The organism is Faecalibacterium duncaniae (assembly GCF_010509575.1).
Lineage (GTDB): Bacteria > Bacillota > Clostridia > Oscillospirales > Ruminococcaceae > Faecalibacterium > Faecalibacterium duncaniae.
The window spans coordinates 23,051-46,698 of sequence record NZ_CP048437.1 but is presented as its reverse complement, the minus strand read 5'-3'; the positions used below and the strand labels follow the sequence as shown (position 1 = coordinate 46,698).

Genomic DNA, 23,648 nt, shown 5'->3' with positions numbered 1-23,648 from the left:
GGCCCACAAGGGTGCAGCTCAACCGGAGCTGCACCGGGTCTGGAGAAGTGCAAAGGAGACATGCCTATGACGAATGTCCGCAAAAATTCCGCTAAACTGACCCGTGAGGACTTGAAAATCGTGCCCGAATCCCCTACAATGAAATTGTCCGAAACCCCTGCCGTAGAACCTTCTGACCAGACCAGCAAAACCGTCCGACACGCCCCGCTCGTTTACCGGGTGGAGGAGATCGCCCAACTGTTGGCGATCTCCAACCGTGCTGCGTACAATCTGTGCAACACCACGAAAGATTTCAAGGTGATCCGCCTCGGTACCAGCATCCGGGTAAGCAAGCAGAGCTTTGACGATTGGTTTGCTGCGGTCTGAGGGAGGGAACATCTATGGCATCTATTATGAAACGTGGCAACACGTATTCCGTCCGATACAACTACAAAGATCATGCTGGCAAGCCCTGCAAGGGCTGGGAAACCTTCAAGACCAAGGCCGAAGCGCAGGAGCGCAAGATCACGGTAGAGAAGGAACTGCTGGACGGCACCTTCCTCGTGCCCGATGCAATGACGGTGGAGGAAATGCTGTACAAGTGGATTCCCATTCAGTCCAGCAAACACAAGTGGTCTCCCAAGACCTACACCCAATCTGTGGCGATGGTGCAGAACCTCATCGTGCCGTATATCGGAAATCGGAAGGTACAAGACCTCCGCACCTACGACATTGAGCAGTTCTACGCCACCCTGAGCCAGACCCCCTGCGGCCAGTACGTTCACGGCGAAAAGCAGGAGCTGACGGAAAATCAGAAGAAGCGGCTGTTATCCAGCACGTCCATTCACGAAGTCCACACGCTCCTGAAGACCGCCTTTTCGTATGCCGTTGACTGGGATCTGATCCACAAATCGCCTACTCCCCGTGAAGCCCCCAAGATCAATACCGAAGAACGCACCATCTGGGATGAGCGCACCATGCTGGCGGCGTTGCAGACCATTGAGAACCCCGCCCTCCATCTGGCGGTGCATCTGAGCATGATTCTCTCCCTGCGAGAGGGTGAGATCCTCGGCTTACAGCCGGGAGACCTCGCCTTCGATGCCGCCGATGGTCGTGGAGCTATCACGGTGAACAAGGCAATGCAGCGTGCCAACAAAGAAGCCTTGTCCAAGATCGACCCCAGCCAGATCTACCACACCTTCCCGGACAGACGGGAGGGGAGCAAGTCCTCGCTGATTCTGAAAAAGACCAAAACCAAGAAGTCCAACCGTGTCCTGTATATGACGAAACCGCTGAAAGAGGAACTTCTGGCATGGCTCGACAAGATGAAGCAGGACGAACAGAACGCCCCGGAGAAGTACAGCAACTGCGGTCAGCTGTTCCGCTTACCAGACGGCTTACCCATTGCCCCGGACGTTCTGACCAAGTGGTATCGGCAGTGGCGAGCAGAGCACCCGGAGTTTGAGAAGATCGTGTTTCATGGTCTGCGACACTCCAGTGCCACCTATCAGCTGTTGCAGTCTGGCGGTGACTTCAAATCGGTGCAGGGCAACACAGGTCATGCAACTGCTACCGTCCTGATGGACACCTACGCTCACACGCAGGACAGGCCCCGGTTGGAGCTGGCAAAGAAGATCGAAGCCGACTTCTACCGGCAGGACACAGCAGGAGCAGGGCCGCAGGCGTCCCCGGAAAGCAAAATGCCGGCGGCAACAAAAATCACAGGCAAAATGATCCTTGAAGCCATCCGGCAGATGGACGCAGAAGAACGCCGCGAGCTGACGCGGGTGCTCTTCGCATAAAAATTTCTTTTTTGTGCAGCGAAATGCACGCTGTGCGAGCAATGCAAAGATAACATGGCTTTTTTGTAAAGTGTGCAGAAAGTGTGCAAGTGTGTGCGACCTCTGCCAGAAAAACAAAAAAGCCATGAAATCTTTCGATTTCACGGCATTTTCTGGTGCGATGGAAGGGACTCGAACCCCCGGCCTACTGATTCGTAGTCAGTCACTCTATCCAGCTGAGCTACCAACGCATACGTTCCGGTCGGAACAAGATGTATTTTATCACGCAGGGCGGGGTTTGTCAACAGTTTTTTGCAGATTTTTTGATTTTATTTTCGTTTTTTATTTTTCCACGCAGAAAAGTACGTCTTTTCGTTTTTTCAATATTTTCCGTGCGGACCTCAGGCTTCCTCTGCCAAACGCTCGGCGATGCGGACACCGGTAGGCGTTGCAGCAAGGCCGCCCTGGCCGGTCTCCCGCAGATCGGGGGAGAGCAGACTGCCCACGCGGCCCATGGCATCGATGACTTCATCGCAGGGGATGGCGTAATCCACCCCCGCAAGCGCCATATTGGCGCAGGAAACGGCGTTCACGGCACCAACAACATTGCGCTTGATGCAGGGCACCTCCACCAGACCGGCCACAGGGTCGCAGACCAGGCCCAGCAGGTTGCCCAGTGCCATAGCGGCAGCGGCGGCGCACTGCTCCGGCGTGCCGCCCTTCAGGTGGCAGAGGGCGGCGGCGGCCATGGCGCTGGCGGCTCCCACCTCAGCCTGACAGCCACCCTCGGCACCGGCCAGAGTGGCCCGGGCGGCGATGACCTGCCCGAAGCCTGCGGCCACATAGAGGGCATCACAGATGGCTTCTTCATCGGCCTCGCCTGCACGGGCAAGGGGAAGCAGCACCGCCGGTAGCACACCGCAGCTGCCCGCTGTGGGGGCAGCAACGATCCGTTTCATGCAGGCGTTGCACTCAGCGGTCTTGAGGGCTTCGGCGGTCACTTCAGCAAGGTAATCCCCGCCATAGCTTCTGCCCGCCTGATGGGCCTGTTCCACCTTGGCGGCATCGCCGCCGGACAGGCCGCTGCGGCTGCGCTGGGCAGGGTCATAATCCCGGCTGGTGGCCTCCATCACATGCCACAGGTGGAGCATGGCATGGCGGCTGGCCTCTTCGGTCAGGCGGCTCTCGGCCAGATCACTGCGCAGGATGGCCTCGGCAAGGGAGAGGTTCTGGCTGCGGGCAGCGGCCAGCATTTCTTCACAGGATAAAAAGGACATGGTCATTCCTCCGCGTCTTCTTCGGGCTCGTCGATGTTCAGGCAGGTCACCTTCAGGATGCCGGGCAGGGTCGCCAGCTTCTGTTCCAGCGGGTGGGGGATGTGGGAATCGCACTCCAGCACCATAACGGCATAGCCGCCGGTCCCTGCGCGGAACACCTGCATCGATGCAACGTTGATCCTGCGCACGGCAAGGCAGGTGGTCACCTCGGCGATGCAGCCGGGGGTGTCCTCATTGTGAATGATCAGGGTGTTGCTGTCGCCGCCGAAATCGGCAGGCACACCGTCGATCTCGGTCACGCGGATGCGCCCGCCGCCCACCGAAGCGGCTTTCATGGAAAGCACCCGCCCCTCCCGGCCTGTCAGGGTGAGAACAGCGGTATTGGGGTGCGCAGAGCGCAATTCCACCGGATGAATCCGGAATGCCATGCCCTGCTCTGCGGCCAGGGCAAAGCTGTCGGGCAGGCGGGGATCATCGGGCCGCAGGCCAAGCAGGCCGGCGACCAGGGCTTTATCCGTGCCATGTCCCTTTCCGGTGGTGGCAAAACTGCCGTACAGGCCGATATCCGCCTGCACCGGGATCTCACCCAGAAGCTTCTGGGCCGTGTAGCCGATCCGGGCGGCACCCGCTGTATGGCTGGAAGAGGGGCCGATCATAACCGGCCCGAGAACGTCAAACAAGCGCATCCGATGCACATCCTTTCGTGCTCCGCCGGGCAAAAATCGCCCGCTTCGCACTTTTTTCTCTCTTTTATTATACCGCTTTTGCCCCACTTGTGCTATAATAACTTTATTAATGTTTGAAATCGCTCCTTTGGGGGCAACACGGAGGTTGGATTCCTATGAAACTGGTAAGCGTGGAAACTCCCGAAAAGAGTGTCTGCAAGATGACCTTCAGCGCAACAGCTGAGGAGCTGGAGGCCGCATCCAATGCGGTGTATGAGCGCACCCGCGCCAGCTACACCATCAAGGGCTTTGCCAAGGGCGAGGCCGACCGTGCTCAGATCGAGGCCGACCGCGGCGAGCACACATTCTGGTATGATGCCATCAACGACCTGATGGATCGCGATGTTCCTGCCCTGTACGAGGCCGCCATGGCCGAGCACGGCTTCAAGGCGGTGGATGAGCCCAGCTATGACCTGGTCAGCGTCAAAAAGGACGAGGGCTTTGTAGCCACCGCCACCACCCCGCTGCAGCCGGAGCTGAACCTGACCCAGACCACCGGCTTCCATGTGGAGTGCGTGACCCCCGCCGTCACCGACAAAGAGATCGATGCCGTGCTGGAGCGCCGCCGCAATGCTGCTGCCGAGCTGGTGCCCCACAAGGGCCCGGCCGTCAAGGGCAACATCGTTCACATCGATTACGAGGGCCTGCTGGACGGCAAGCCCTTCCAGGGCGGTTCCGCACAGAACCAGCCCCTGCAGCTGGGCAGCGGCCGGATGATCCCGGGTTTTGAGGACGGCATTCTGGGCCACAAGGGCGGCGAGGAATTCGAGATCAACGTCACCTTCCCGGTACGCTATCACGTCAAGGACCTGGCCGGAAAGCCCGTTGTCTTTAAGATCAAGCTGATCGATGTCTGCGTCCGCCAGCTGCCCGCCCTGAACAGCGATTTTGCCAAGAAGGTGGGCAAGGTGGACACCATGGAAGCGTTCCGGGAGCAGGTGCGCAAGCAGCTGCACGACGGCAAGCACGCCAGCGCCCTGAACCGCGCAAAGGATCAGGTGCTGACCCAGCTGGCCTCTGCCGCTGAGGGCGAGCTCCCCAGCGTTCTGGTGGAGAGCACCTACCAGCAGGAGATGCAGAACATCCAGCAGCAGCTCCAGATGCAGCGCATGAGCCTGGACCGCTACCTGAGCCAGATCCACCAGACCCGCGAGAACTTCACGGCCAACGTTCACGCCGCCGCCGAGAAGAACACCCGCGCCCGGATGGCTCTGCTGCAGGTCGCCCAGAACGAGGGTCTGGTGCCCACCGATGAGGAGATCACCAAGAACCTGCAGGAGCGCGCCGACCGCACCAAGAAAACGCTGGAAGAGGTCAAGGCCAACGCCAACATCCCCGCCATGCAGCGCAGCGAGGCCATCCGCCGCGCCGCCGACTGGGTGATCGAGCACTCCACCATCGAAGAAAAGTAATTTCCCAAAGTACAACAAAAAGAGCCTGTCTCCAAGGAATTTCGGAAGACAGGCCCTTTTCTTTAGCAGTTTATTTTGTCAGAAGATTGAAGCCCATGACCACGATGCCCAGCACGACCAGAACGATGCCGGTTGCACGGTTCAGGGTCTTGGCATCGGCCTTATTGGCAAAGACAGCGGCGATGCGGGCCCACAGCAGGGTAAACAGAACGCAGAGGATGAACACGGTCCAGTCCGGTGCGCCGCCGATGGTAAAGTGGGAGACCGCGCCGGTCAGGGCGGTGAAGGTCATAATGAACACGCTGGTGCCCACGGCAGTCTTGAGCTCGTAGCCCAGCACACTGGTCAGGATGAGCAGCATCATCATACCACCGCCGGCACCGATAAAGCCGCAGATCATCCCGATGACCACACCGCAGACGATGGACTGGAGGGCACGCTTCTTAGCAGAGACCCCCTGCATGGCTTCTTTGGTGGTCATAACGGGCTTGACGATGAATTTAATGCCCAGCAGGAACGTCATAAACACCGAAAAGCTGCCCATGGTGGTGGAAGGCACTAGGCTTGCCACCCAGCTGCCCACCACGGTGAACAGCAGCACACTGGCCATCATGATCAGGCCGTTCTTGATATCCAGGTTTTTGTTTTTGTGGTAGGTGTAGGCAGACACCGCACTGGCCAGCACATCCGAGGAAAGGGCAATGCCGACCGCCATATAGGGGTCCATCCCCAGAAAGGTGATGAGCATCGGGCTGATGACCGCGGCAGCGCTCATGCCCGCAAAGCCGGTGCCCAGGCCCGCGCCCATTCCGGCAAAAAAGGTAACGATGATGGTAAACAGCAGATTCATCTTATTTTTCTCCTTCTAGGATCGCATCCAGATTTTCGTTCATCGTATCGATGACTTCAAAAAATATCTCGAGTTTTTCTTCCTCCAGCCCTGCCATCAGGCGGCGGATGAAATCATCCTGCATCCTGCGGCCCTGTTCGATGATGGACTGCGCCTTTTCGGTGCAGGCAAGCTCCGTTTTGCGGCGGTCACCCGGTACCGGGCGGCGCTCCAGAAAGCCCTCCTGCACCAGCTTGTCCACATTCACCGAGACAAGGTTCGCCTTGATGTGGCGCACCTCCACGATATCGCGGGCGGTCGTGTAGTTGGGGTTGTTGGCAAGGAACATCAGGATATCAAACGCTGTCTGCGGCAGATGCAGCTTCTGGCACAGCGGCTTGCAGACGGCGCTGTACACAAGGCCCGTCTTGTTGGCAAATTCCACACTGGGGTTCAGCTCACGCATTGTGCGCCCCTCTTTCTCTCTTTTTGAATTGTTCATTTTTGAAATATTTTAGCACAAGAAATCTCTGTTGTCAAGGGCAGGCGGCGTAAAATCAACTGATCCCTATATTTTTTTCATCGCAAAAAGCCCGCACCATGAAGATTTTCACGGTACGGGCTTTTGATATGCTTCAGGACAGGGTCACAGCACTGCCACGGCAAGGAACCGCACAACGAGCGCGGCAAGCCATGCCACAACACACTGATTCACGACCATAACGGTGGCCCAGCGGCCGCCCATCTCCCGCTTGACCGCTGCCACAGCGGCGATGCAGGGGGTGTAGAGCAGGCAGAACACCAGCAGGGGAGCCGCAGCCGCCGGGCTGAGCGCCGCGCCCAGTGCGGCAGAGGAGCCATACAGGATGGTAAGGGTGGAGACAACGCTCTCCTTTGCCATAAAGCCGGTGATCAGCGCCGTGGACACCCGCCAGTCGCCAAAGCCCAGCGGTGCGAACAACGGCGCGATGCCGCTGGCGATCCAGGCCAGGATGCTCTCCTGCGGGTCTGCGGTCAGGCTGAGCTGGAAATCAAAGTTCTGCAGGAACCAGATGATGATGGTTGCCAGGAAGATGACTGTAAAGGCACGCTCGAGGAAATCCCGGGCCTTTTCCCAGAGCAGCTGGGCCACATTTTTCAGGCCGGGCAGGCGGTAGTTGGGCAGCTCCATGACAAAGGGCACGGCCTCACCCTTGAACAGCGTTCCCTTGAGCAGAAAGGCCATACCAATGCCCACAAGGATGCCCAGGAAATACAGGCCCACCATGACCAGTGCGGCGTACTCCGGGAAGAAGGTCACCGCAAACAGGCTGTAGATTGGGAGCTTGGCCGAGCAGCTCATAAAGGGCGTGAGCAGGATAGTCATTTTCCGGTCCCGCTCCGAGGGCAGCGTGCGGCTTGCCATCACGCCGGGAACCGTGCAGCCAAAGCCGATGAGCATGGGCACGATGCTGCGGCCCGAAAGACCGATGCGCCGCAGCAGCTTGTCCATCACAAAAGCCACGCGGGCCATATAGCCGGTATCCTCCAGCAGGGAAAGGAAGAAGAACAGGGTCACGATGATGGGCAGGAAGCTCAGCACACTGCCCACACCGGTAAAGATGCCGTCGATCACCAGCGAATGCACTGCATCGTTGACGTTCCACGCCGTCAGGGCATTGTCCACAAGGATCGTCAGATTCTCAATGCCCAGTTCCAGCAGGCCTTGCAGCCCCGCGCCGATCACGCCGAAGGTCAGATAAAACACCAGCGCCATGATGCCCACGAACGCCGGAATCGCCGTGTACTTTCCGGTGAGGAAGCGGTCGATCCTTGCGCTGCGCAGCTGCTCCTTGCTCTGGTGGGGCTTTACCACGGTCTGATTCACCAGCTGGTGGATAAAGTGGAACCGCATATCTGCAATGGCAGCGGCGCGGTCCAGACCGCGTTCCTGCTCCATCTGCAGGATGATATGCTCGATCATCTCTTTTTCATTCTGATCCAGCTTCAGGGCCTCCTCAATGCGGGGGTCGCCCTCCACCAGCTTTGTGGCAGCAAAGCGCACCGGGATTCCCGCCGCCCGGGCGTGGTCCTCGATGAGGTGGATGATGCCGTGGATGCAGCGGTGAACCGCACCGCCGTGGTCATCCTCGCCGCAGAAGTCCATCCGGCCCGGACGCTCCTGATACTTTGCCACATGGATGGCGTGATCCACCAGCTCATCCACGCCCTCGTTCTTGGCGGCGGAAATGGGGACCACCGGGATGCCCAGCATCGCTTCCATCTCGTTGATGTTGATGGTGCCGCCGTTGCCGCGCACCTCATCCATCATATTCAGTGCCAGCACCATGGGGGTGTCCAGCTCCATCAGCTGCATCGTTAAGTACAGGTTGCGCTCGATGTTGGTGGCATCCACGATGTTGATGATGCCCGTGGGCTTTTCGCCAATGATGAACTGCCGGGTCACGATCTCCTCGCTGGAATAGGGCGACATGGAGTAGATGCCGGGCAGGTCGGTGACTTCGGTATCGGGGTGTTCCCGGATGGCACCGCTCTTGCGGTCCACCGTCACGCCCGGAAAGTTGCCCACATGCTGGTTGGAGCCGGTGAGCTGGTTGAACAGAGTCGTTTTGCCGCAGTTCTGATTTCCGGCCAGCGCAAATGTCAGCACCGTTCCATCCGGCAGCGGGTGTTCACCCTTTTTGGTGTGGTAGCGGCCGCCCTCGCCCAGGCCCGGGTGCTCCACCATCCGGCCGGCCTTCCGTGCCGGAGCTGCTGCGGGTGCTTCCGCCGGGGTGATCTCGATCCGTGCCGCATCGTCCAGCCGCAGGGTCAGCTCATAGCCGTGGATCTGCAGCTCCATGGGGTCCCCCATGGGCGCAAATTTCACCAGCGTGACCTTCTCGCCGGGGATCAGCCCCATATCCAGAAAATGCTGGCGGAGTTCTCCCGTTCCGCCCACTGTATCGATCACGGCACTTTCGCCGATCTTCAGTTCCTTTAATGTCATGGCAGATGCCTTTCCTTCGACAAAATGTTAGTGTATGTGAACAGTCTTAATATATGCTAACTCAAAGGCATTGTCAAGGCAGGAAGCGGCAAAAATTCTCGCCTGTCCCCGCTGTTTTTTGTAGAAATCTTTCTCCTGTTCCGGCAGATTTCCGGGCAAAAGAAAACGCACCCCTGAATTTTCACGTTCAAAGGTGCGTTTTGAGAACAGTTCTGTTTACTTCACGGTGTGATAGCCATCGGGGTTGTTCTTCTGCCAGTTCCAGCTGTCGGCACACATCTCCTCGATGCCGTACTCAGCCACCCAGCCCAGCTCATTCTTGGCCTTGGTGGGATCGGCATAGCACTCGGCGATATCGCCGGGGCGGCGGGGATCGATCACATAGGGGAGCTTCTTGCCGCAGGCCTTCTCAAAGGCATGGATGACATCCAGCACGCTGTAGCCGTGGCCGGTGCCCAGGTTGCAGATGAACAGGCCGCAGTTGGTCTGCAGCTTCTTGATGGCGCAGACATGGCCCCGGGCCAGGTCAACCACATGGATGTAATCGCGCACGCCGGTGCCGTCGGGGGTGGGGTAGTCGTTGCCAAAGACATGCACCTTTTCCAGCTTGCCCACGGCCACCTTGGCGATGTAAGGCATCAGGTTGTTGGGGATACCGTTGGGGTCCTCGCCGATCAGGCCGGACTTGTGGGCACCGATGGGGTTGAAGTAACGGAGCAGGGCCACGTTCAGGGTGGGGTCAGCCTTGCAGACATCGGTCAGGATGCGCTCAGTAAAGGCCTTGGTGGTGCCGTAGGGGTTGGTGGTGGCACCCACGGGGAAGTCCTCGGTGATGGGCACGCTGGCGGGGTCACCGTAGACAGTGGCGGAAGAGCTGAACACGAAGTTGCGGCAGTTGTGGCGGCGCATCACGTCCAGAATGACCAGCGTGCAGTTGAGGTTGTTATAGTAGTACTCGATGGGCTTGGAAACGCTCTCGCCCACAGCCTTATAGGCGGCAAACTGGATGACGGCATCGATATCAGGGCACTCGGTGAAGATCTTCTCCACGTCCTCGTGCTTTGTCATATCGGCCTGATAGAACCGGAAGTCCTTGCCGGTGATCTGCTTGACCCGATCCAGCACCACGGGGGAAGCGTTGTAATAGTTATCTGCCACCACGATGTCAAAGCCAGCGTTCAGCAGTTCGATACAGGTGTGGCTGCCGATATAACCGGCACCGCCGGAAACCAAAATTGCCATAAAAGTACCTCTCTTCTCGTCACCAAAGTTGCTTGCGCGGGGCAGGCCCGCCTTCTGCCACAAGGATACAACGTTTTGGCCGCAGAATCAAGTAACGGGAATTTTATAAGGATGGATTTTTGTTTCCATTTATTTTCCCGCACATTGATTTACAAGCTTTTTTTGTGTTTTGCACATGGAGTGATGGAACACTTTGTGCAAATCAGAGAAAAAGCCCTCTCAGGCAAAGCCGTCAGGCTTTGAATGAGAGGGCTGCATTTTACAGTTTCCCGCACTGTTTGCCGGTGAAGAACCGCAGGGTGGTGTTGGCGCGGAACACTTTCCCGGCCCGCAGGGCGGTGGAGGGGAACTCCGGGTGGGAGGGGCTGCAGGGGAAGTGCTGGGTCTCCAGCGCAAAGCCGCCGTATTTCTGCATCGGCACGCCACCCTTGCCGGGGGCAGGGCAGTCCTGCAGGAAATTGCCGGTGTAGAGCTGCACGCCGGGCTGGGTGGTATAGACCTTCATGCTGATGCCGGTCTTATCGCTGGAAGCCCAGGCGCACAGGCTCTGGCTGGCCCCGCGGCCCCTGTCGATGACAAAGCAGTGGTCATAGCCGCCGCCCACCATGGTGGTCTGGGAAAAGCCGGTGTCGATGTCCCGGCCAATGGGCTTGCCCGCCCGGAAATCCATCGGCGTGCCCGCCACGGGCAGGATATTGCCGGTGGGGCAGGTCTCGTTGTTGCCCTCCAGATAGCGGGACGCATAGATGCGCAGCTTCTGGCCCAGCACATCGCCGCCGCCATCCAGATTGAAGTAGGTGTGGTTGGTCAGGTTGATGATGGTGTCGGCATCAGAGGAGACACGGTAATCCATCCGCAGGGCGTTGTCCTCGGTGAGGATATACCGCACCGAGATCTTCAGATTTCCCGGGAAACCATCCTCTCCATCGGGGCTTTCCGCCTCCAGAAGCAGGGTATCGCCAAAGGTCTTTACCTCATACAGCTTGCGCGGGAAGGTGCCGTGCAGGTGGTTTTTGCCGTTGTTGGCTTCCAGCTGATAGGTCTTGCCGCCCACATTGAACACGGCGTTCTCGATGCGGTTGGCATACCGGCCCACGAACGCGCCGCAGCAGGTACTGCCGGACGATTCAAAGTCCTTGACGTAATCGGCGTAGGTGTCGTGGCCCAGCACCACATCCACCGGCCCGCTCTTGGTGGGCACCCAGATATTCTTGATGATACAGCCGTAGTTCAGCACACTGACCGCCAGCCCGCCGGGGTTCGAGATGATGTATTCATTGATCTTTTCGCCGTTTGGAGTCATGCCAAAGGGCTTGGAGAGAAACTGTGCCATAGGGCTCGCCTCCTTTTGTATTTTTTGGGGACAGCACACTCTCTGTTTTATCCTTTATTGTTTTGATTATATCACAATTTTCTCCTTCTGTGTTGGCATTTTTTAAGGGAATCTATCCAATATTTCGAGAGATTTTTTGTAAATTCTGCCCCATAGGCAGAAAAAAGCCCCGGAGGGCCAGGGGTAGGCGCTCCGGGGAAAATTTCCGAGTATTTACTTCATTTACCTTTTAGCCAACGCCCAGCATGCTCAGAATTTCCTCAACACTTGTGGTCACATCCATAGCAACTGCAACGTAGGTTTTTCCATTCACAGTCTTTGCTACAATACCCAGTTTATTGACTTTCAGCCCGTCATTCTCAATACTGTTGAGCTTGCCCATTCTGGCAACAATTTTTGCCACATCGCCAATATTCTCCGGGGTGACTTCCAGTACTTTATAGGGTTTATCCGTGGTCACAACACTCTCAGGGAACGGCATCGCTGCTTTAACATTAATCTCAGCATGCACGTCCTTCAGTTCCTGAATTTCCTTCATGAGCGCCTGCATATCCAGAGCATTTTTGAAATTAAAGGTGCCATCTTCCATATTGATCTGATCGATTTTGCTTTCTGCCAGTTTCTTCAGATCCGCGTCATTTACCTGAATACCGGTAGACTGCTTCATTGCTTCAAATGCAGTTTCTTCAACCTGCTGTGCAAAAGACTTGCTGGGAGCCTCATCGCCGCAAGCGGTGAGCAGTGCCAGAGCCATTACGCCGACCAGCAGAAGGGCGGCCATTTTCTTGAGCATTTTCATTTGTAGAACCTCCAATGTAAAATGATATTTTACCACACAGAAAGCATACCCCTACACCTTCTGCATTGTGACCTCATTTTACATCTCCCCCTCCCCCCTGTCAATATTTTTTATTGAATCCCCCCAATTTTTAGAGACTGTGCCAAAGCTGCGGCAAATTTTTTAGCAGATTGACAAAAAGCACCCCTCACATGGCTGTGAAGGGTGCTTTGGGGAAGTTTTCTTATGCAGAACACGGTTCGGTAATTGCCTCCCGCACCTGTTCTAACGAAAGTTCGGTGGTCTGGGCGATCTTATCCAGATCATGCTCTCCGTTCTTCCAGAGATTGAGCGCAATGCGCTTTCCCTTTGCCACCTCGGCATCTTCTCGTTCCCGATCAACGATCACCTGCATTGTCTTGCACATAGCTGCCACTCCTTCCGTTTCTTCTTTAAAGTATTTTACTCTTGCCCTTATTTTGGGGTTCCGGATATCCCGATAGTCATCACAGCGGAAATCCTGCATCAGCGCGCCGACCTCATCCGTTCCCCGATATGCGCCGTTCACATATACGATATGTGCACGGTCGTGGAACAGCTTCCCGGTTTCCTGAATCGTCCGTTCAATATTGTAAACCGGCAGACCATCTCCCAAAACATCATTTGCCGTAATAAATATGATATATGTCTCAGGCAGGTCAGAATATTTTTCGCCAGAAGTCGTCAGGCGGGAATCAAACAGCGCACTGTTCAGCCGCGCCCGTTCCGGAGCGGCTCCCTTATCTTCCTGCTGTACTTCGATATCGTACTGCTTGCCTGCATCATCCGTTGCATAAATGTCCAGCCGTACAGAACGGCCAAACAGATTGCCGATCGTAAGCTGTGTTGCAGACCTTGCGACGGTCAGGTCCTTTCGTTTCAGGATGATGCGAAGCAGCTCCTGTGTGCTCTCTTTATCTCCTGAAAACACCTGTGTCATAAAGGTGTCATCCATCAGGGTGAATTTACGGATAGCATTCATGCGTTCTTCATTCTTCTCATCCAACTGTACGAACCGCATTTCCGCCATCCTTTCGTTTCAGAAAAAGAGTACTTTTCTACGTTTATATTTTATCATCATTTTATCTATCCTGCAAGTATCAAAAAAGCACCCCTCACTTGGCTGTGAAGGGTGCTTTGGGGAAATTTTCTTACTCCGGCTGAGCGGTGTTCTGGGCGATATACTCGGCGGCATCATCGGGGATGTCGTCAAGGTTCTCATCGCCGATATCCACGTTCAGCGGCGGCTTCTTGAAGAGGATGTCATACATCAGGGGCACAACGTACAGGGTCATCAGGGTGGCGTAGGTCAGGCCAAAGATGATGACGATGGCCATACCGCTCATCAGCTGGCTGGCCATATCGCCGCTGAACACCAGCTGGAGCATGGCCAGAACGGTGGTCAGGGTGGTCATCAAGATGGGGCGCATTCGTGTTTTGCCGGTGGCGATCAGGGCCGCGCGGCGCTCCATGCCGCCGATGCGCAGCTGGTTGGCGTAATCCACGAACACGATGCCGTTGTTGACGACCGTGCCCATCAGGACGATGAAGCCCATCAGGGAGATCATGGTCAGCTGCTGGCCGGTGAGCAGCAGGCCCAGCAGACCGCCGGTAAAGGCCAGCGGAATGGTGAACAGAACAATGAAGGGGGAGAGCAGGCTCTGGAACTGGGCCACCATAACAAGGTAGACGAAGGGCAGAGCCAGGAACATCCACTGGCCCATCTGATCCACCACCATGCCGTTGATCTCAGAGCCGCCGCCCATATAGAAGCTGCAGCCCTCGGGCATTTCATCGGATGCGGCAAACTCGTTCAGCTTCTTTTCCAGCGCGCGGGTCTCGGTGGTGGTATTGGTGCCCTCCACCGCATCCGCCGTCACGCTGATATAGCGGGTCTGGTTCTTGCTGGTGATGGAGTCCGGGGTGGAGCCGGTGACCCAAGTGGCCATATCGCCCAGCGTGCAGGTGCCGGTCTCGGTGGTGCCGTCGGCGGCCATGACGGAGGTCGTAAAGGTCATATCCATCATGTTTTCCTTGGTCATGGGGTCCAGATTGTTGCTGATCTGGACATTCATGGTGGAGCCATCGATGGCAACGGGGGTCTGGGCCGTGGTGGTGGTGGTCAGCTTGGCGGCGATCTGCTGGTAGACCTGCGCCACGGTCAGGCCGTAGGAACGGACCTTATCCCGGTCAATCTGCAGGTTGATGGTGGCATCGCCGCTGCCCAGACCGTTGGTGGCATTGGTAAAGCCGTCCATCTCGTTGACCATATCCACCACCTTCTCGGAGAGGGCAGTCATGGTATCAATGTCGCTGCCGGAGACCTGAACGGTCAGGCCCATATCCAGCTGGCTGGTCAGCTCCTGCATTCCGCTGATCTCAACGGTGGCGGTGCAGTTCTCCACGCCGTTCACAGCTTCCTCCAGCGCCTCGCGGGCCTGTTCGATCTGCCGGGAGGAGAGGCTTTCGTCCAGCATCACGTTGATCTGGTAAGTGCCGTAGCTGTTGGCGGCTTTCAGCAGGTCGGTGATGGTCTGGGGCAGGCCCAGCTGGCCGACATCCATTCCGGCCACGCGGCTGTCGGTGGTAACGCCCACCTCTTCCACGTTGTCCACAGCCAGCAGGGCATCAATGACATTCTCGGCCACAGCATAGGATTCTTCTTTGGTCATATCCTTCTCGGTGGAGAGGGTGACGATGGCCTCGTTGCTGGTGATGGTGGGCAGCATCTCAACGCCCATGGACATCACGCGCCAGCCGCAGAACACCAGCAGCACCACTGCCGCGCCCAACGGTGCCCAGCGGTGCTGGAAGCACCATTCCAGGCTCTTGACGTACTTTTCCTGCACCTTGTCGAACCACTTGAGCTCTTTGGGCTTGGAGTTTTTCAGCAGGGTAGAGGAGGCCGCCGGGGCAACCGTCAGGGCCACGATGAGGGAAGCAGCCAAACAGTAGCCAATGCACATGGACATGGGCTGCAGCAGGCTCTTGATGACACCCGATGTGAAGATGACGGGCAGGAACACGCAGACAGAGGTGAGGGTGGAAGCCATGATGGCCATGCCCACCTGCTTGGTGCCCTGGACCGCCGCACGGGCAGCGGGCACGCCGCGGCTGCGCAGACGGTAGATGTTCTCGATGACGACGATGGAGTTATCCACCAGCATACCAATGCCGAGGGACAGGCCCGCCAGCGTCATAATATTCATATCCAGACCGGTGAAGTACATGAGCACCACGGCAAACAGCACCGACAGCGGGATACTGATGCCGACCACCAGCGTGGGCTTGATATCCTTGAGGAAGATGGCCAGCACGATGATGGCAAGGGCCGCACCAATGAGCATACTGCTCAGGATGCTGCTGACGATGATGCTGATGTAGTTGCCCTGGTTGGACAGCACGACCACATGCAGGCCATCGTATTTCTGTTCCAGCTCTTTGAAGGCAGCCTTGCAGTTGCCGGAAACTTCACCGGCGCTGGAAGAATTGCTCTTGAAGATCTTCAGCACCACAGAGCGCTCGCCGTTCAGGCGGGTAAAGCTGTCCTCCGCGTTGTCAATGATCTGCACATCGGCCACGTCAGACAGGCGGACATCGCCAAAGCCGTCCACATGGAGCAGCAGGGCACCGGAGATATCCTCGATGCTGTCGTACTCCTCGCCGACCTTCAGCAGCCAGGACTTGTTGCTGGAATCCTTGACATAACCGGCGGGCATGGAGAAGTTCTGGGCATAGATCAGCTGTGCCAGCGTGTCGATATCCAGCATCTTGGCCACGTCGGAGTTCTCCATGGCCATCTGCTTGGCATCCTCATACTGCTGCTTGGCATCTTCCAGCTGCTTCTCGTAATCGTTCAGCATCTCGCGGGCCTCGGTGAACTTGATATAGGCCTGCAGCTGCTGCTGGGAATAGCTGCCCACGATCTGGGTGAACTGGTCCATCAGGCCGGGCACGTCGTCCATGGCCTTGATGGTGCTCTCCAGTGTGCTGTAGATGTTGTTCAGGCTCTGCTGCACCTGCAGATCATCGGCCAGCTCCCCGGCCGTTGTACCGGCGGTGTCGCCCTGCGCGTTCAGGCGCTGCTGCAGCTCCTGCAAAGCGGTGGTCAGCTTATCGGTGATATCGCGCAGCTCCGCCACGATTTCGATCAGAGAATCGATATCCTGCATTCCGGTCTCGTTGAACTTGTCCACGACCCGCTGCAGGCCGTCCCGCACATCGATCAGGGCCTGCTGGATCTCCGGCTCGTTGACCACGGCAATGAGCTGGTTGACGCTGTCTAAAAGGGCCTGTGCCTGCTTTTTGACCAGCATGAAGGAATCCTGCAGTTCGCCGGAATACTGGCTGTTGATGGTATCGCTGACCAGCTTGTCGTAACTGGCCAGCTGGGTCTCGTACTGCTTTCTGCCCGCCTCGATCTGAGCTTCGGCAGTGTCCAGCTGGGCCTTTGCATCGGCCAGCTGCACGTCAATGACTTCCAGCAGCTTTTCGTTGATGGCATCGATCTTTTCCTGATCGAGCTGCACCTGCACCATCCGGGTGACCAGACCATTGGCGGAAATATTGGAAACGCCGCCCTGACGCTCGATATAGGGGACCATGGTGTCGTTGACGAAATCGGCCAGCTCATAGGAATCGCTGCCCTCGCGGCTGACAGCCACGGTCATAAAGGCGTTCATGTTCAGGGTATATTCAATGATGGAGGGGGTCATACAGGTGCTTGGCAGGCTGGAGGCGGTCTGATCCACCTTGTTGGACACCTTGACCACGGCACTGTTCATGTCCGTATCATCCTCAAACTCCATCAGCAGCAGACTGTAGTTTTCTGCCGAGGTGGCGGTGACGTTTTTCACGCCCGAGATGGTGCCCAGCGCACTCTCCATCACGTCGGAGACCTCGTTCTCCACACGCTCCGGGCTAGCACCGGGATAGACCGTGACCACCATCAGGTACGGTGTGTTCACGTTTGGCAGCAGGTTGGTCTGCATATTCTGCACGGACACAAGGCCCAGCATGATGACCATGATGACTGCAACCAGAACGGTGAACGGTTTTTTGACGCTGAATTTTTCCATTTCTTCCTACCGTTTCTGTGTTTTCCCACGCATTGCGCGGCTGCTCTTTTTTCTCAGAGCGGATCAAAGGCGATACCCCTATTATACACCCGGTTCCGGGGCTTGCAAGGCTTGCCCGGAGATTCTTTAGCAAATCTTGAGAATCTTTTGTGAAATCCGGATGATACCTCAGTTTTTTGACGTTTTGGAGATCAAATTTCAGACGGAGTTCAAGTGGGATACGAATGAACGGGGCGGAATGTTGCAGAGGATGAAATTTTTTACGCTTCAAACCTCTCAGGCGCTGCGCGCCAGGCCCGGGTTGCGGCTCCCAGCATCCATTTCGTGTTGTAAACAACACTTATGTCTTGCTGGCCGCAGCCCCAACAGCAACGCCCTTTATCCGCCACCGGCGGCGGTTGTTGCTGTTGCTCCTAGTAGGGGAGCCCTTGGCAGGCCGTCACGTTTTCGTGGGCAGACGCTTCGCTACTTTTTCTGCATCTATGGCATATTTTCTCCAGTTATGTTATACTAAAGAATAGAATGGATCTTCAGGCCCTTCTGCGGGCCTTTTTACGAGATAGGGGAGTTTCCCCTGTGAGGAACAGTATGAAAAAAGTCATCTCTGTCCGTTTCAAGGAAAACGGCAAAAGCTATTATTTCGACCCTGCCGGGGCCGACATCAAAACCGGCGAATACGTGATCGTGGAGACCGCCCGAGGCATTGAGTGCGGCGAGGTGGTGCAGGGCGTGAAAGAGATCGCCGACAGCGCCGTTTCCAAGGCGCTCAAGCCCATCACCCGGATGGCCGACAGCGTGGATGTGCGCCGGATGCGCCAGAACCGCGAGGATGAGAAGCGCGCCTACCACACCTGCCAGGAGTGCATTGCCCGCCACGGCCTGGAAATGAAGCTGGTGGAGGCCGAGTACACCCTTGACCGCTCCAAGATCATGTTCTACTTTACCGCCGACGGCCGGGTAGACTTCCGCGAACTGGTCAAGGATCTGGCCGGCATCTTCCACACCCGCATCGAGCTGCGCCAGATCGGCGTGCGCGACGAGAGCAAGATGATCGGCGGTCTGGGCATCTGCGGCCAGCCTTTCTGCTGCAGCCGCTTCCTCAAGGATTTCCAGCCCGTTTCCATCAAGATGGCCAAGGAGCAGGGCCTTTCCCTGAATCCCACCAAGATCAGCGGTGCCTGCGGCCGGTTGATGTGCTGCCTTTCCTACGAGGAAAACGCCTACGAATACCTGAACAGCATCATGCCCATGGTGGGCAGCACCGTGCGCACCCCGGATGGTCTGGGCACCGTGCTGGAGGTGAACCCCATCTCCGGCTACCTGCGGGTGCGCTGCGGCACCGAAGCCCTGACCCCGCGCTACTATAAGGTGGGCGTGTGTGAGTATATCAGCGGCGGCAAACGGGCACCCCGCCGCCCCGACCCGGACGACGATTATTCCGGTGTGCGCAACCCCGCCCCGGTGGTGGCAGCCGCCGATGAAAAGGGCAATGTGGGCTGCGGCAAATGCCCCAAAAAAGAGAAATAATTCCCAGAAAAATAGTGGGATATCACGGTGGTTAGTATCATAAAACTAACCTTTCTTCGTGATTTTCGCCAAAAAACTCTCTTAATTTTCCCGCAAAGTTAGGCCTTGCTTTTGTGCAACCCCACAAAAATAAAACTTTGGGCTTTTATGGCACACGGTTAGTCTTGCCTTTTCTTTTCCACTTTGTTAGAATGCAGACAAGGATGAATTCCGGGGAAGCCTGCTGGCACCGTGCGAGGGCAGACTTCTTCTTAAAGCTAGTGCACGGGTGATAAAAGGAGAGTTTTATTATGGCACACAAGGTTTCTGACGCATGTGTTGGCTGCGGCGCTTGCGAGGGCGCTTGCCCCGTTGGTGCTGTCACCATTGAGAATGGTGTTGCAGTTGTGAATGCAGACGCTTGCATCGATTGCGGCGCTTGCGAGGGTGCTTGCCCCACCGGTGCTATCGCTGCTGAATAATTTCACGGCGAACACTGAAAAAACGCATCAAAAGCAGCAGACCTGTCAAAAGCGGGTCTGCTGCTTTTCTTTCATGCACAATTTTCCCCGATTTTTCCGCCCGATATTTTGGCAGTGGATTTTAGGTGCTGTATATGGAACATTCCACCGAGATTTTGTATAATAGAACAAGAGTCTATTGTTCAGCCGTGCACCGCTTTGGCTCAGACGCGCTGCTGCTGGCCCGGTTTTCGGAGCCAAAGCGGGCCTGGCGTGCCGCCGACCTGTGCTCCGGCTGCGGCATCGTGAGCCTGGAATGGCACGACCGGGGCCACCGCGGCCCCTGCCTGGGGCTGGAGCTGCAGCCCGAAGCCAGCGCGCTGCTGGCCGCCGCCTGCACCGAACAGGGCATTGAGCACATCACGCCCGTCTGCGCCGACCTGCGCTCCTTCCGGGAGGGCGAGGGCAGCTACGACCTGTGCGCCTGCAACCCGCCCTATTTCACGGCAGGGGAACAGGCCGCCGACAGGGCCCGGGCCACTGCCCGCCACGAGACGGACTGCACGCTGGACGATGTCTGCAAATGCGCGTTCCGGCTGCTGAAGGATGGCGGGCGGCTTTCGCTCTGCCACCGGCCCGAGCGGCTGGCCGAGGTGCTAGCGGTCCTGCGGGCCAACCGGCTGGAGCCCAAGCGGCTGGCCTTTGTGAAGAACCGGCCGGATGCCGCCCCCTGGCTGTTTCTGGTGGAAGCCCAGAAGAACCGAAAAACCGGGCTGCGGGTCGAGCCAGATGTGCTCATCTCGGCAGGCGCGGCAATGTATGGACGCTGAACCTCTCAGGCGCTGCGCGCCAAGTACGGGTTGCGGCTCCTAGTAGGGGAGCCAAATGTGCTTGCCTCTCCTATTAGGAGAGGTGGCATCCCGTAGGGATGACGGAGAGGTTTTGTACAAATCAAATGGGAGGATACTATGGCAGGTACTCTTTATATCGTTGCCACACCCATCGGCAACCTGGATGACATGCCGCCCCGTGTGGCAGCCACCTTTGGCGCGGCAGATTTCATTGCCGCAGAGGATACCCGCGTGACCATGAAGCTGCTCAACTTTCTGGGGCTGAAAAAGCCGATGGTGAGCTACTATGAGCACGCCCTGCAGAAGGGCGAGGGGATCCTGCGCCGCATTGAGGAAGGCGAGAACTGCGCCCTGTGCAGCGATGCCGGTATGCCCTGCGTGTCTGACCCGGGCGAGGTGATCGTGCGGGACGCGCTGGCCCGGGGCATCAAGGTGGTGCCCGTTCCGGCAGCCTCCGCCTGTGTGACGGCGCTGGCCGTCTCCGGTCAGGACACCTCCCGCTGGGTGTTTGAGGGTTTTCTGCCTGTGAACAAAAAGCAGAAGCGGGAGCGGCTGGCCGAGCTGCGGGGGGAAAAGCGGACGGTCATCTTCTACGAAGCGCCCCACAAGCTGCGCACCACGCTGGACGACCTGACCGCCGCCTTCGGCCCTGAGCGGAGCATCACCCTCTGCCGGGAGCTGACCAAGCTCCACGAGGAGATCTGGAAAACGACGCTGGGCGAGGCCCAGACCCATTATGCCGAGAATGACCCCCGCGGCGAGTATGTTCTGGTGATGGCCGGTGCGCCCGCCGCCGAAGCCGAAGAAGAGCTGACCCTGGAGCAGGCCGCCCAGCGGGCGCTGGAACTGACCCGGAACGGCTATGCAGCCTCTGCCGCCGCCAAGGCCGCCGCGCAGGGCACGCCGTATTCCAAGAGTGAAGTGTACAAGCAGCTGCTTGCTTTGCAGGCAGATTGACCTCTCTGTCCATGCTTCGCATTGCCCCCTCTCCTGACAGGAGAGACAAGAACGTAAGCTTGGCTCCCCTACCAGGAGCAACAGCAACAACCGCCGCCAGTGGCGGATCAAGGGCGTTGCTGTTGGGGCCGCGGCCAGCAAGACATAAGTGTTGTTTACAACACGAAATGAATGCTGGGAGCCGCAACCCGTACCTGTCGCCGAAGGCGACTGAGAGGTTTCATACGTATAAATAAGGAGGACGTAGTCCCGTGACGAAACTTTTGATCCTGAGCGACAGCCACAACAGCGCCAGTGCAGTGGAGCGCATCCTGCACGCAGAAAGCGATGCAAATGCCGTTGTCTTTTTGGGAGATGGCCTGCGCGACCTGGAAGAGGCGCTGACCCTGCACCCCAAAATGAAGGTCTACGCCGTGGCCGGCAACTGCGATTTTGGCGCGTTGGAGCCGCTGGACGGGCTGGCCGCCTTCGATCAGGTGGTCGTTTTCTATACTCACGGTCACATGTACGGCGTAAAATACGATCTGGACACGCTGGCAGATGCTGCCGCCGCCCGCGGCGCTGAGGTGGCATTGTTCGGCCACACCCACAAACCCATCGCCCTCCAGAAAAACGGCGTGTTCCTGTTCAACCCGGGCTCCTGCGGCCGCTGCTACACCGGCCCCAACACCTACGGCGTGATGCTGTTGGACAAGGGCAAGATCACCAGCTTTGCACACAAAGAGGTACCGCAGCAATGAGCATCAATGAGGTGCGTTATCTGCCCGAATGCGGCAGCACCAACGCGTATATGAAAGAGCATTTTGAAGAGTTTGGCCCGGTGGGCGCGGTATACACCACCAACCAGACCGCCGGGCGGGGCCGCCTGGGCCGCACCTGGGTCAACGCCGAGGGCAAGGCGCTGTACTACACAGTCGCCATCCGGGAGCCGCTGGCGCAGCCCGCCACCCTGCCCCTGCTGGCCAGCCTTGCCGTGCGCAGACAGCTGGCCCTGCGCTACGGCGTGGACTGCCAGATCAAGTGGCCCAACGACCTGCTGCTGAACGGCAAAAAGATCGTGGGCATCCTGTGCGAAAGCGTCTGCTACGGCTACCAGCAGCAGGGCCGGGGCATCCTGTGCGGCATTGGCATCAACCTGGCCCAGCCGCAGAGTTATTTTGATGCCGCCGACCTGCCCCATGGCACCTCGCTGGCCCTGCAGGGTGCCGCGATCGATCTGGAGCAGGATCCCGGCTGGCTGGCCGAGGCCCTGACGGATTTCGGCTTTGATCGGCCCCTGTACACCTTTGCGCGGGATGGCTTTGCACCTTTCCGGGAGGAGTACAAGGCCGCCTGTGTCAACATCGGACGGCGGGTGACCTTTGACCTGCCGGACGGCGGGCAGGGAGCAGGCGAGGCCGTGGATGTGGATGAGGAGGGCCGTCTTGTTGTCCGCACCGACAGCGGCGAGGAGCATGTGTTCACCGGCGAGGTCTCCGTGCGCGGCATCTACGGTTCCCTTTGAAACTTGATATAACACAGCACCCCCGGCAGAGGATCGCTCTGCCGGGGGCACTGTTTCAGACAAACAAAAGTCCCCTCCGGCGCTTGCGGTACACCGGAGGGGACTTCTGTTTTGGGGTATTGCTTTGGTGTGAGGAGGAATCATGTGCAAGGGAGACGGTTGCGGCCCCGCTCCCTTGTGCTCATAGTATACCCGATTTCGGCGCAAAAGTCATTACTTTCTTGTGAAATCTTGTGAAAATTCTGTTAAGCTTCGCACGAAATTATTTCGCTCATTCAGTTTCACCTTTTTCCTCTTTCCGCAGGGCTGCGGCGTGACGGCGGCCTTCCCCCACATAGTGGGCGGCATTGGCAAGGCTGGCGGCTGCCTGCTCGGGGCTGACCTGCTTGATGATCTTCCCCGGAACCCCCACCACAAGGGAATCGTCCGGGATGATCTTGCCTTCCGGCACCAGCGCACCGGCCCCGATGATGCAGTTTTTGCCCACAACACAGTGGTTGAGCAGGGTGGCGTGCATCCCGATCAGGGAACCGTCTCCCACGGTGCACCCGTGGACAAGGGCACAGTGGCCCACGGTCACGTTTTTGCCCAGCGTGACCGCCCCGCCCGGGTCACAGTGGAGCACCGCATTATCCTGCACATTGGTGTTCTCGCCCAGGGTCAGGGTGCCGTCGTCCCCGCGCAGAACCGCACCATACCAGACCGAGGAACCCGGCCCCAGCACCACATCACCCAGCACCGTGGCGTTGGGTGCCACGAACACCGCACCCTCGTCCCGGGGAACTTTTCCACCAAAAGGCAACAACATTGTGAAAAACCACCTTTCTCTTTTCCGTCATTTATGGTATTCTTTTATATAGTGTTTTAGTTTTTGATTCAGGGAAGCCGGGAGCTTCCGTTGGAGGAT

Annotated in this window: 20 protein-coding genes and 1 tRNA gene; 9 read left to right on the top strand and 12 right to left on the bottom strand. The window is 57.8% G+C overall.

All coding sequences use genetic code 11. The features are described 5' to 3' along the window. Window positions 1-60: 60 nt before the first annotated feature. Both GXM22_RS00200 and GXM22_RS00195 read left to right on the top strand, forming a co-directional pair. On the top strand, window positions 61-366 hold the full coding sequence (locus GXM22_RS00200; protein ID WP_005928983.1) for a helix-turn-helix domain-containing protein: 306 nt from the start codon (window positions 61-63) through the stop codon (window positions 364-366). Between the two features lie 14 nt (window positions 367-380). Beyond that, entirely contained in the window at window positions 381-1,781 is a 1,401-nt protein-coding gene (locus GXM22_RS00195) for a site-specific integrase (protein WP_005928986.1), read from the top strand. A gap of 153 nt (window positions 1,782-1,934) precedes the next feature. On the opposite strand, the gene GXM22_RS00190 is transcribed toward GXM22_RS00195, so the two are convergent. The 3 genes from GXM22_RS00190 to sdaAB all read right to left on the bottom strand — a co-directional run bounded on the left by GXM22_RS00190 (window position 1,935) and on the right by sdaAB (window position 3,723). Then, window positions 1,935-2,011: transfer RNA gene (locus GXM22_RS00190), tRNA-Arg, on the bottom strand. A gap of 150 nt (window positions 2,012-2,161) precedes the next feature. Then, a complete protein-coding gene (gene sdaAA / locus GXM22_RS00185; RefSeq protein WP_035393223.1) occupies window positions 2,162-3,037 on the bottom strand; it encodes an L-serine ammonia-lyase, iron-sulfur-dependent, subunit alpha in 876 nt (291 codons plus the stop codon). A gap of 2 nt (window positions 3,038-3,039) precedes the next feature. Next, complete coding sequence (gene sdaAB, locus GXM22_RS00180; protein ID WP_005928993.1) at window positions 3,040-3,723, bottom strand: L-serine ammonia-lyase, iron-sulfur-dependent subunit beta; 684 nt, start codon at window positions 3,721-3,723, stop codon at window positions 3,040-3,042. 155 nt (window positions 3,724-3,878) lie between these two features. Between sdaAB and tig the strand changes: the two genes are divergently transcribed. Further along, a complete protein-coding gene (tig, locus tag GXM22_RS00175; RefSeq protein WP_005928997.1) occupies window positions 3,879-5,174 on the top strand; it encodes a trigger factor in 1,296 nt (431 codons plus the stop codon). Window positions 5,175-5,244: 70 nt separating this feature from the next. On the opposite strand, the gene GXM22_RS00170 is transcribed toward tig, so the two are convergent. From GXM22_RS00170 to GXM22_RS00135, 8 genes are all read right to left on the bottom strand, one after another. Beyond that, window positions 5,245-6,024 (bottom strand): sulfite exporter TauE/SafE family protein, encoded by a 780-nt coding sequence (locus tag GXM22_RS00170; RefSeq protein ID WP_005929000.1) that lies wholly within the window; start codon window positions 6,022-6,024, stop codon window positions 5,245-5,247. A 1-nt stretch (window position 6,025) separates the two neighbouring features. Beyond that, window positions 6,026-6,469, bottom strand: a complete 444-nt coding sequence (locus GXM22_RS00165) for a MarR family winged helix-turn-helix transcriptional regulator (RefSeq protein ID WP_035393226.1) — start codon at window positions 6,467-6,469, stop codon at window positions 6,026-6,028. Between the two features lie 180 nt (window positions 6,470-6,649). Continuing rightward, window positions 6,650-8,992, bottom strand: a complete 2,343-nt coding sequence (gene feoB, locus GXM22_RS00160; RefSeq protein ID WP_005929006.1) for a ferrous iron transport protein B — start codon at window positions 8,990-8,992, stop codon at window positions 6,650-6,652. A 216-nt stretch (window positions 8,993-9,208) separates the two neighbouring features. Continuing rightward, window positions 9,209-10,234 carry a UDP-glucose 4-epimerase GalE gene (gene galE / locus GXM22_RS00155; protein ID WP_035393228.1) on the bottom strand — a complete coding sequence of 342 codons (1,026 nt, stop codon included), beginning with the start codon at window positions 10,232-10,234 and terminating at the stop codon, window positions 9,209-9,211. Between the two features lie 259 nt (window positions 10,235-10,493). Next, the gene (locus GXM22_RS00150) at window positions 10,494-11,567 is read right to left on the bottom strand and encodes an aldose epimerase family protein (RefSeq protein WP_005929018.1); all 1,074 of its coding nucleotides are present in this window, start codon (window positions 11,565-11,567) and stop codon (window positions 10,494-10,496) included. 229 nt (window positions 11,568-11,796) lie between these two features. Next, complete coding sequence (locus GXM22_RS00145; protein ID WP_005929020.1) at window positions 11,797-12,366, bottom strand: hypothetical protein; 570 nt, start codon at window positions 12,364-12,366, stop codon at window positions 11,797-11,799. 223 nt (window positions 12,367-12,589) lie between these two features. Continuing rightward, on the bottom strand, window positions 12,590-13,405 hold the full coding sequence (locus GXM22_RS00140) for a PD-(D/E)XK nuclease family transposase (protein WP_035393230.1): 816 nt from the start codon (window positions 13,403-13,405) through the stop codon (window positions 12,590-12,592). Window positions 13,406-13,535: 130 nt separating this feature from the next. Further along, window positions 13,536-17,462 (bottom strand): efflux RND transporter permease subunit, encoded by a 3,927-nt coding sequence (locus tag GXM22_RS00135; protein ID WP_005929026.1) that lies wholly within the window; start codon window positions 17,460-17,462, stop codon window positions 13,536-13,538. A 588-nt stretch (window positions 17,463-18,050) separates the two neighbouring features. Here GXM22_RS00135 and GXM22_RS00130 point away from each other — a divergent pair. From GXM22_RS00130 to GXM22_RS00105, 6 genes are all read left to right on the top strand, one after another. Beyond that, a complete protein-coding gene (locus GXM22_RS00130; protein WP_035393233.1) occupies window positions 18,051-18,989 on the top strand; it encodes a PSP1 domain-containing protein in 939 nt (312 codons plus the stop codon). 290 nt (window positions 18,990-19,279) lie between these two features. Next, on the top strand, window positions 19,280-19,450 hold the full coding sequence (locus tag GXM22_RS00125) for a DUF362 domain-containing protein (protein ID WP_005929040.1): 171 nt from the start codon (window positions 19,280-19,282) through the stop codon (window positions 19,448-19,450). Between the two features lie 134 nt (window positions 19,451-19,584). Continuing rightward, window positions 19,585-20,259 (top strand): tRNA1(Val) (adenine(37)-N6)-methyltransferase, encoded by a 675-nt coding sequence (locus GXM22_RS00120; protein WP_005929046.1) that lies wholly within the window; start codon window positions 19,585-19,587, stop codon window positions 20,257-20,259. 138 nt (window positions 20,260-20,397) lie between these two features. After that, the gene (gene rsmI, locus GXM22_RS00115; RefSeq protein WP_005929049.1) at window positions 20,398-21,237 is read left to right on the top strand and encodes a 16S rRNA (cytidine(1402)-2'-O)-methyltransferase; all 840 of its coding nucleotides are present in this window, start codon (window positions 20,398-20,400) and stop codon (window positions 21,235-21,237) included. 251 nt (window positions 21,238-21,488) lie between these two features. After that, window positions 21,489-21,977 (top strand): YfcE family phosphodiesterase, encoded by a 489-nt coding sequence (locus GXM22_RS00110; RefSeq protein WP_005929053.1) that lies wholly within the window; start codon window positions 21,489-21,491, stop codon window positions 21,975-21,977. Further along, window positions 21,974-22,741 (top strand): biotin--[acetyl-CoA-carboxylase] ligase, encoded by a 768-nt coding sequence (locus tag GXM22_RS00105; RefSeq protein WP_005929057.1) that lies wholly within the window; start codon window positions 21,974-21,976, stop codon window positions 22,739-22,741. Before GXM22_RS00110 ends, GXM22_RS00105 begins: the two co-directional genes overlap by 4 nt. 271 nt (window positions 22,742-23,012) lie before the next feature. Here GXM22_RS00105 and GXM22_RS00100 read toward each other — a convergent pair whose 3' ends face one another. Beyond that, window positions 23,013-23,549 carry a gamma carbonic anhydrase family protein gene (locus GXM22_RS00100; RefSeq protein ID WP_005929060.1) on the bottom strand — a complete coding sequence of 179 codons (537 nt, stop codon included), beginning with the start codon at window positions 23,547-23,549 and terminating at the stop codon, window positions 23,013-23,015. Between the last annotated feature and the right edge of the window lie 99 nt (window positions 23,550-23,648).

Bases quoted from the DNA above. Each gene is read 5' to 3' on its own strand.
- galE (WP_035393228.1), bottom strand. From the start codon at position 10,234: ATGGCAATTTTGGTTTCCGGCGGTGCCGGTTATATCGGCAGCCACACC.
- feoB (WP_005929006.1), bottom strand. From the start codon at position 8,992: ATGACATTAAAGGAACTGAAGATCGGCGAAAGTGCCGTGATCGATACA.
- GXM22_RS00165 (WP_035393226.1), bottom strand. From the start codon at position 6,469: ATGCGTGAGCTGAACCCCAGTGTGGAATTTGCCAACAAGACGGGCCTT.
- GXM22_RS00150 (WP_005929018.1), bottom strand. From the start codon at position 11,567: ATGGCACAGTTTCTCTCCAAGCCCTTTGGCATGACTCCAAACGGCGAA.
- GXM22_RS00120 (WP_005929046.1), top strand. From the start codon at position 19,585: ATGGAACATTCCACCGAGATTTTGTATAATAGAACAAGAGTCTATTGT.
- GXM22_RS00140 (WP_035393230.1), bottom strand. From the start codon at position 13,405: ATGCGGTTCGTACAGTTGGATGAGAAGAATGAAGAACGCATGAATGCT.
- sdaAA (WP_035393223.1), bottom strand. From the start codon at position 3,037: ATGTCCTTTTTATCCTGTGAAGAAATGCTGGCCGCTGCCCGCAGCCAG.
- GXM22_RS00195 (WP_005928986.1), top strand. From the start codon at position 381: ATGGCATCTATTATGAAACGTGGCAACACGTATTCCGTCCGATACAAC.
- GXM22_RS00130 (WP_035393233.1), top strand. From the start codon at position 18,051: ATGAAAAAAGTCATCTCTGTCCGTTTCAAGGAAAACGGCAAAAGCTAT.
- sdaAB (WP_005928993.1), bottom strand. From the start codon at position 3,723: ATGCGCTTGTTTGACGTTCTCGGGCCGGTTATGATCGGCCCCTCTTCC.
- GXM22_RS00100 (WP_005929060.1), bottom strand. From the start codon at position 23,549: ATGTTGTTGCCTTTTGGTGGAAAAGTTCCCCGGGACGAGGGTGCGGTG.
- GXM22_RS00145 (WP_005929020.1), bottom strand. From the start codon at position 12,366: ATGAAAATGCTCAAGAAAATGGCCGCCCTTCTGCTGGTCGGCGTAATG.
- GXM22_RS00105 (WP_005929057.1), top strand. From the start codon at position 21,974: ATGAGCATCAATGAGGTGCGTTATCTGCCCGAATGCGGCAGCACCAAC.
- tig (WP_005928997.1), top strand. From the start codon at position 3,879: ATGAAACTGGTAAGCGTGGAAACTCCCGAAAAGAGTGTCTGCAAGATG.
- GXM22_RS00135 (WP_005929026.1), bottom strand. From the start codon at position 17,462: ATGGAAAAATTCAGCGTCAAAAAACCGTTCACCGTTCTGGTTGCAGTC.
- GXM22_RS00170 (WP_005929000.1), bottom strand. From the start codon at position 6,024: ATGAATCTGCTGTTTACCATCATCGTTACCTTTTTTGCCGGAATGGGC.
- GXM22_RS00125 (WP_005929040.1), top strand. From the start codon at position 19,280: ATGGCACACAAGGTTTCTGACGCATGTGTTGGCTGCGGCGCTTGCGAG.
- rsmI (WP_005929049.1), top strand. From the start codon at position 20,398: ATGGCAGGTACTCTTTATATCGTTGCCACACCCATCGGCAACCTGGAT.
- GXM22_RS00200 (WP_005928983.1), top strand. From the start codon at position 61: ATGCCTATGACGAATGTCCGCAAAAATTCCGCTAAACTGACCCGTGAG.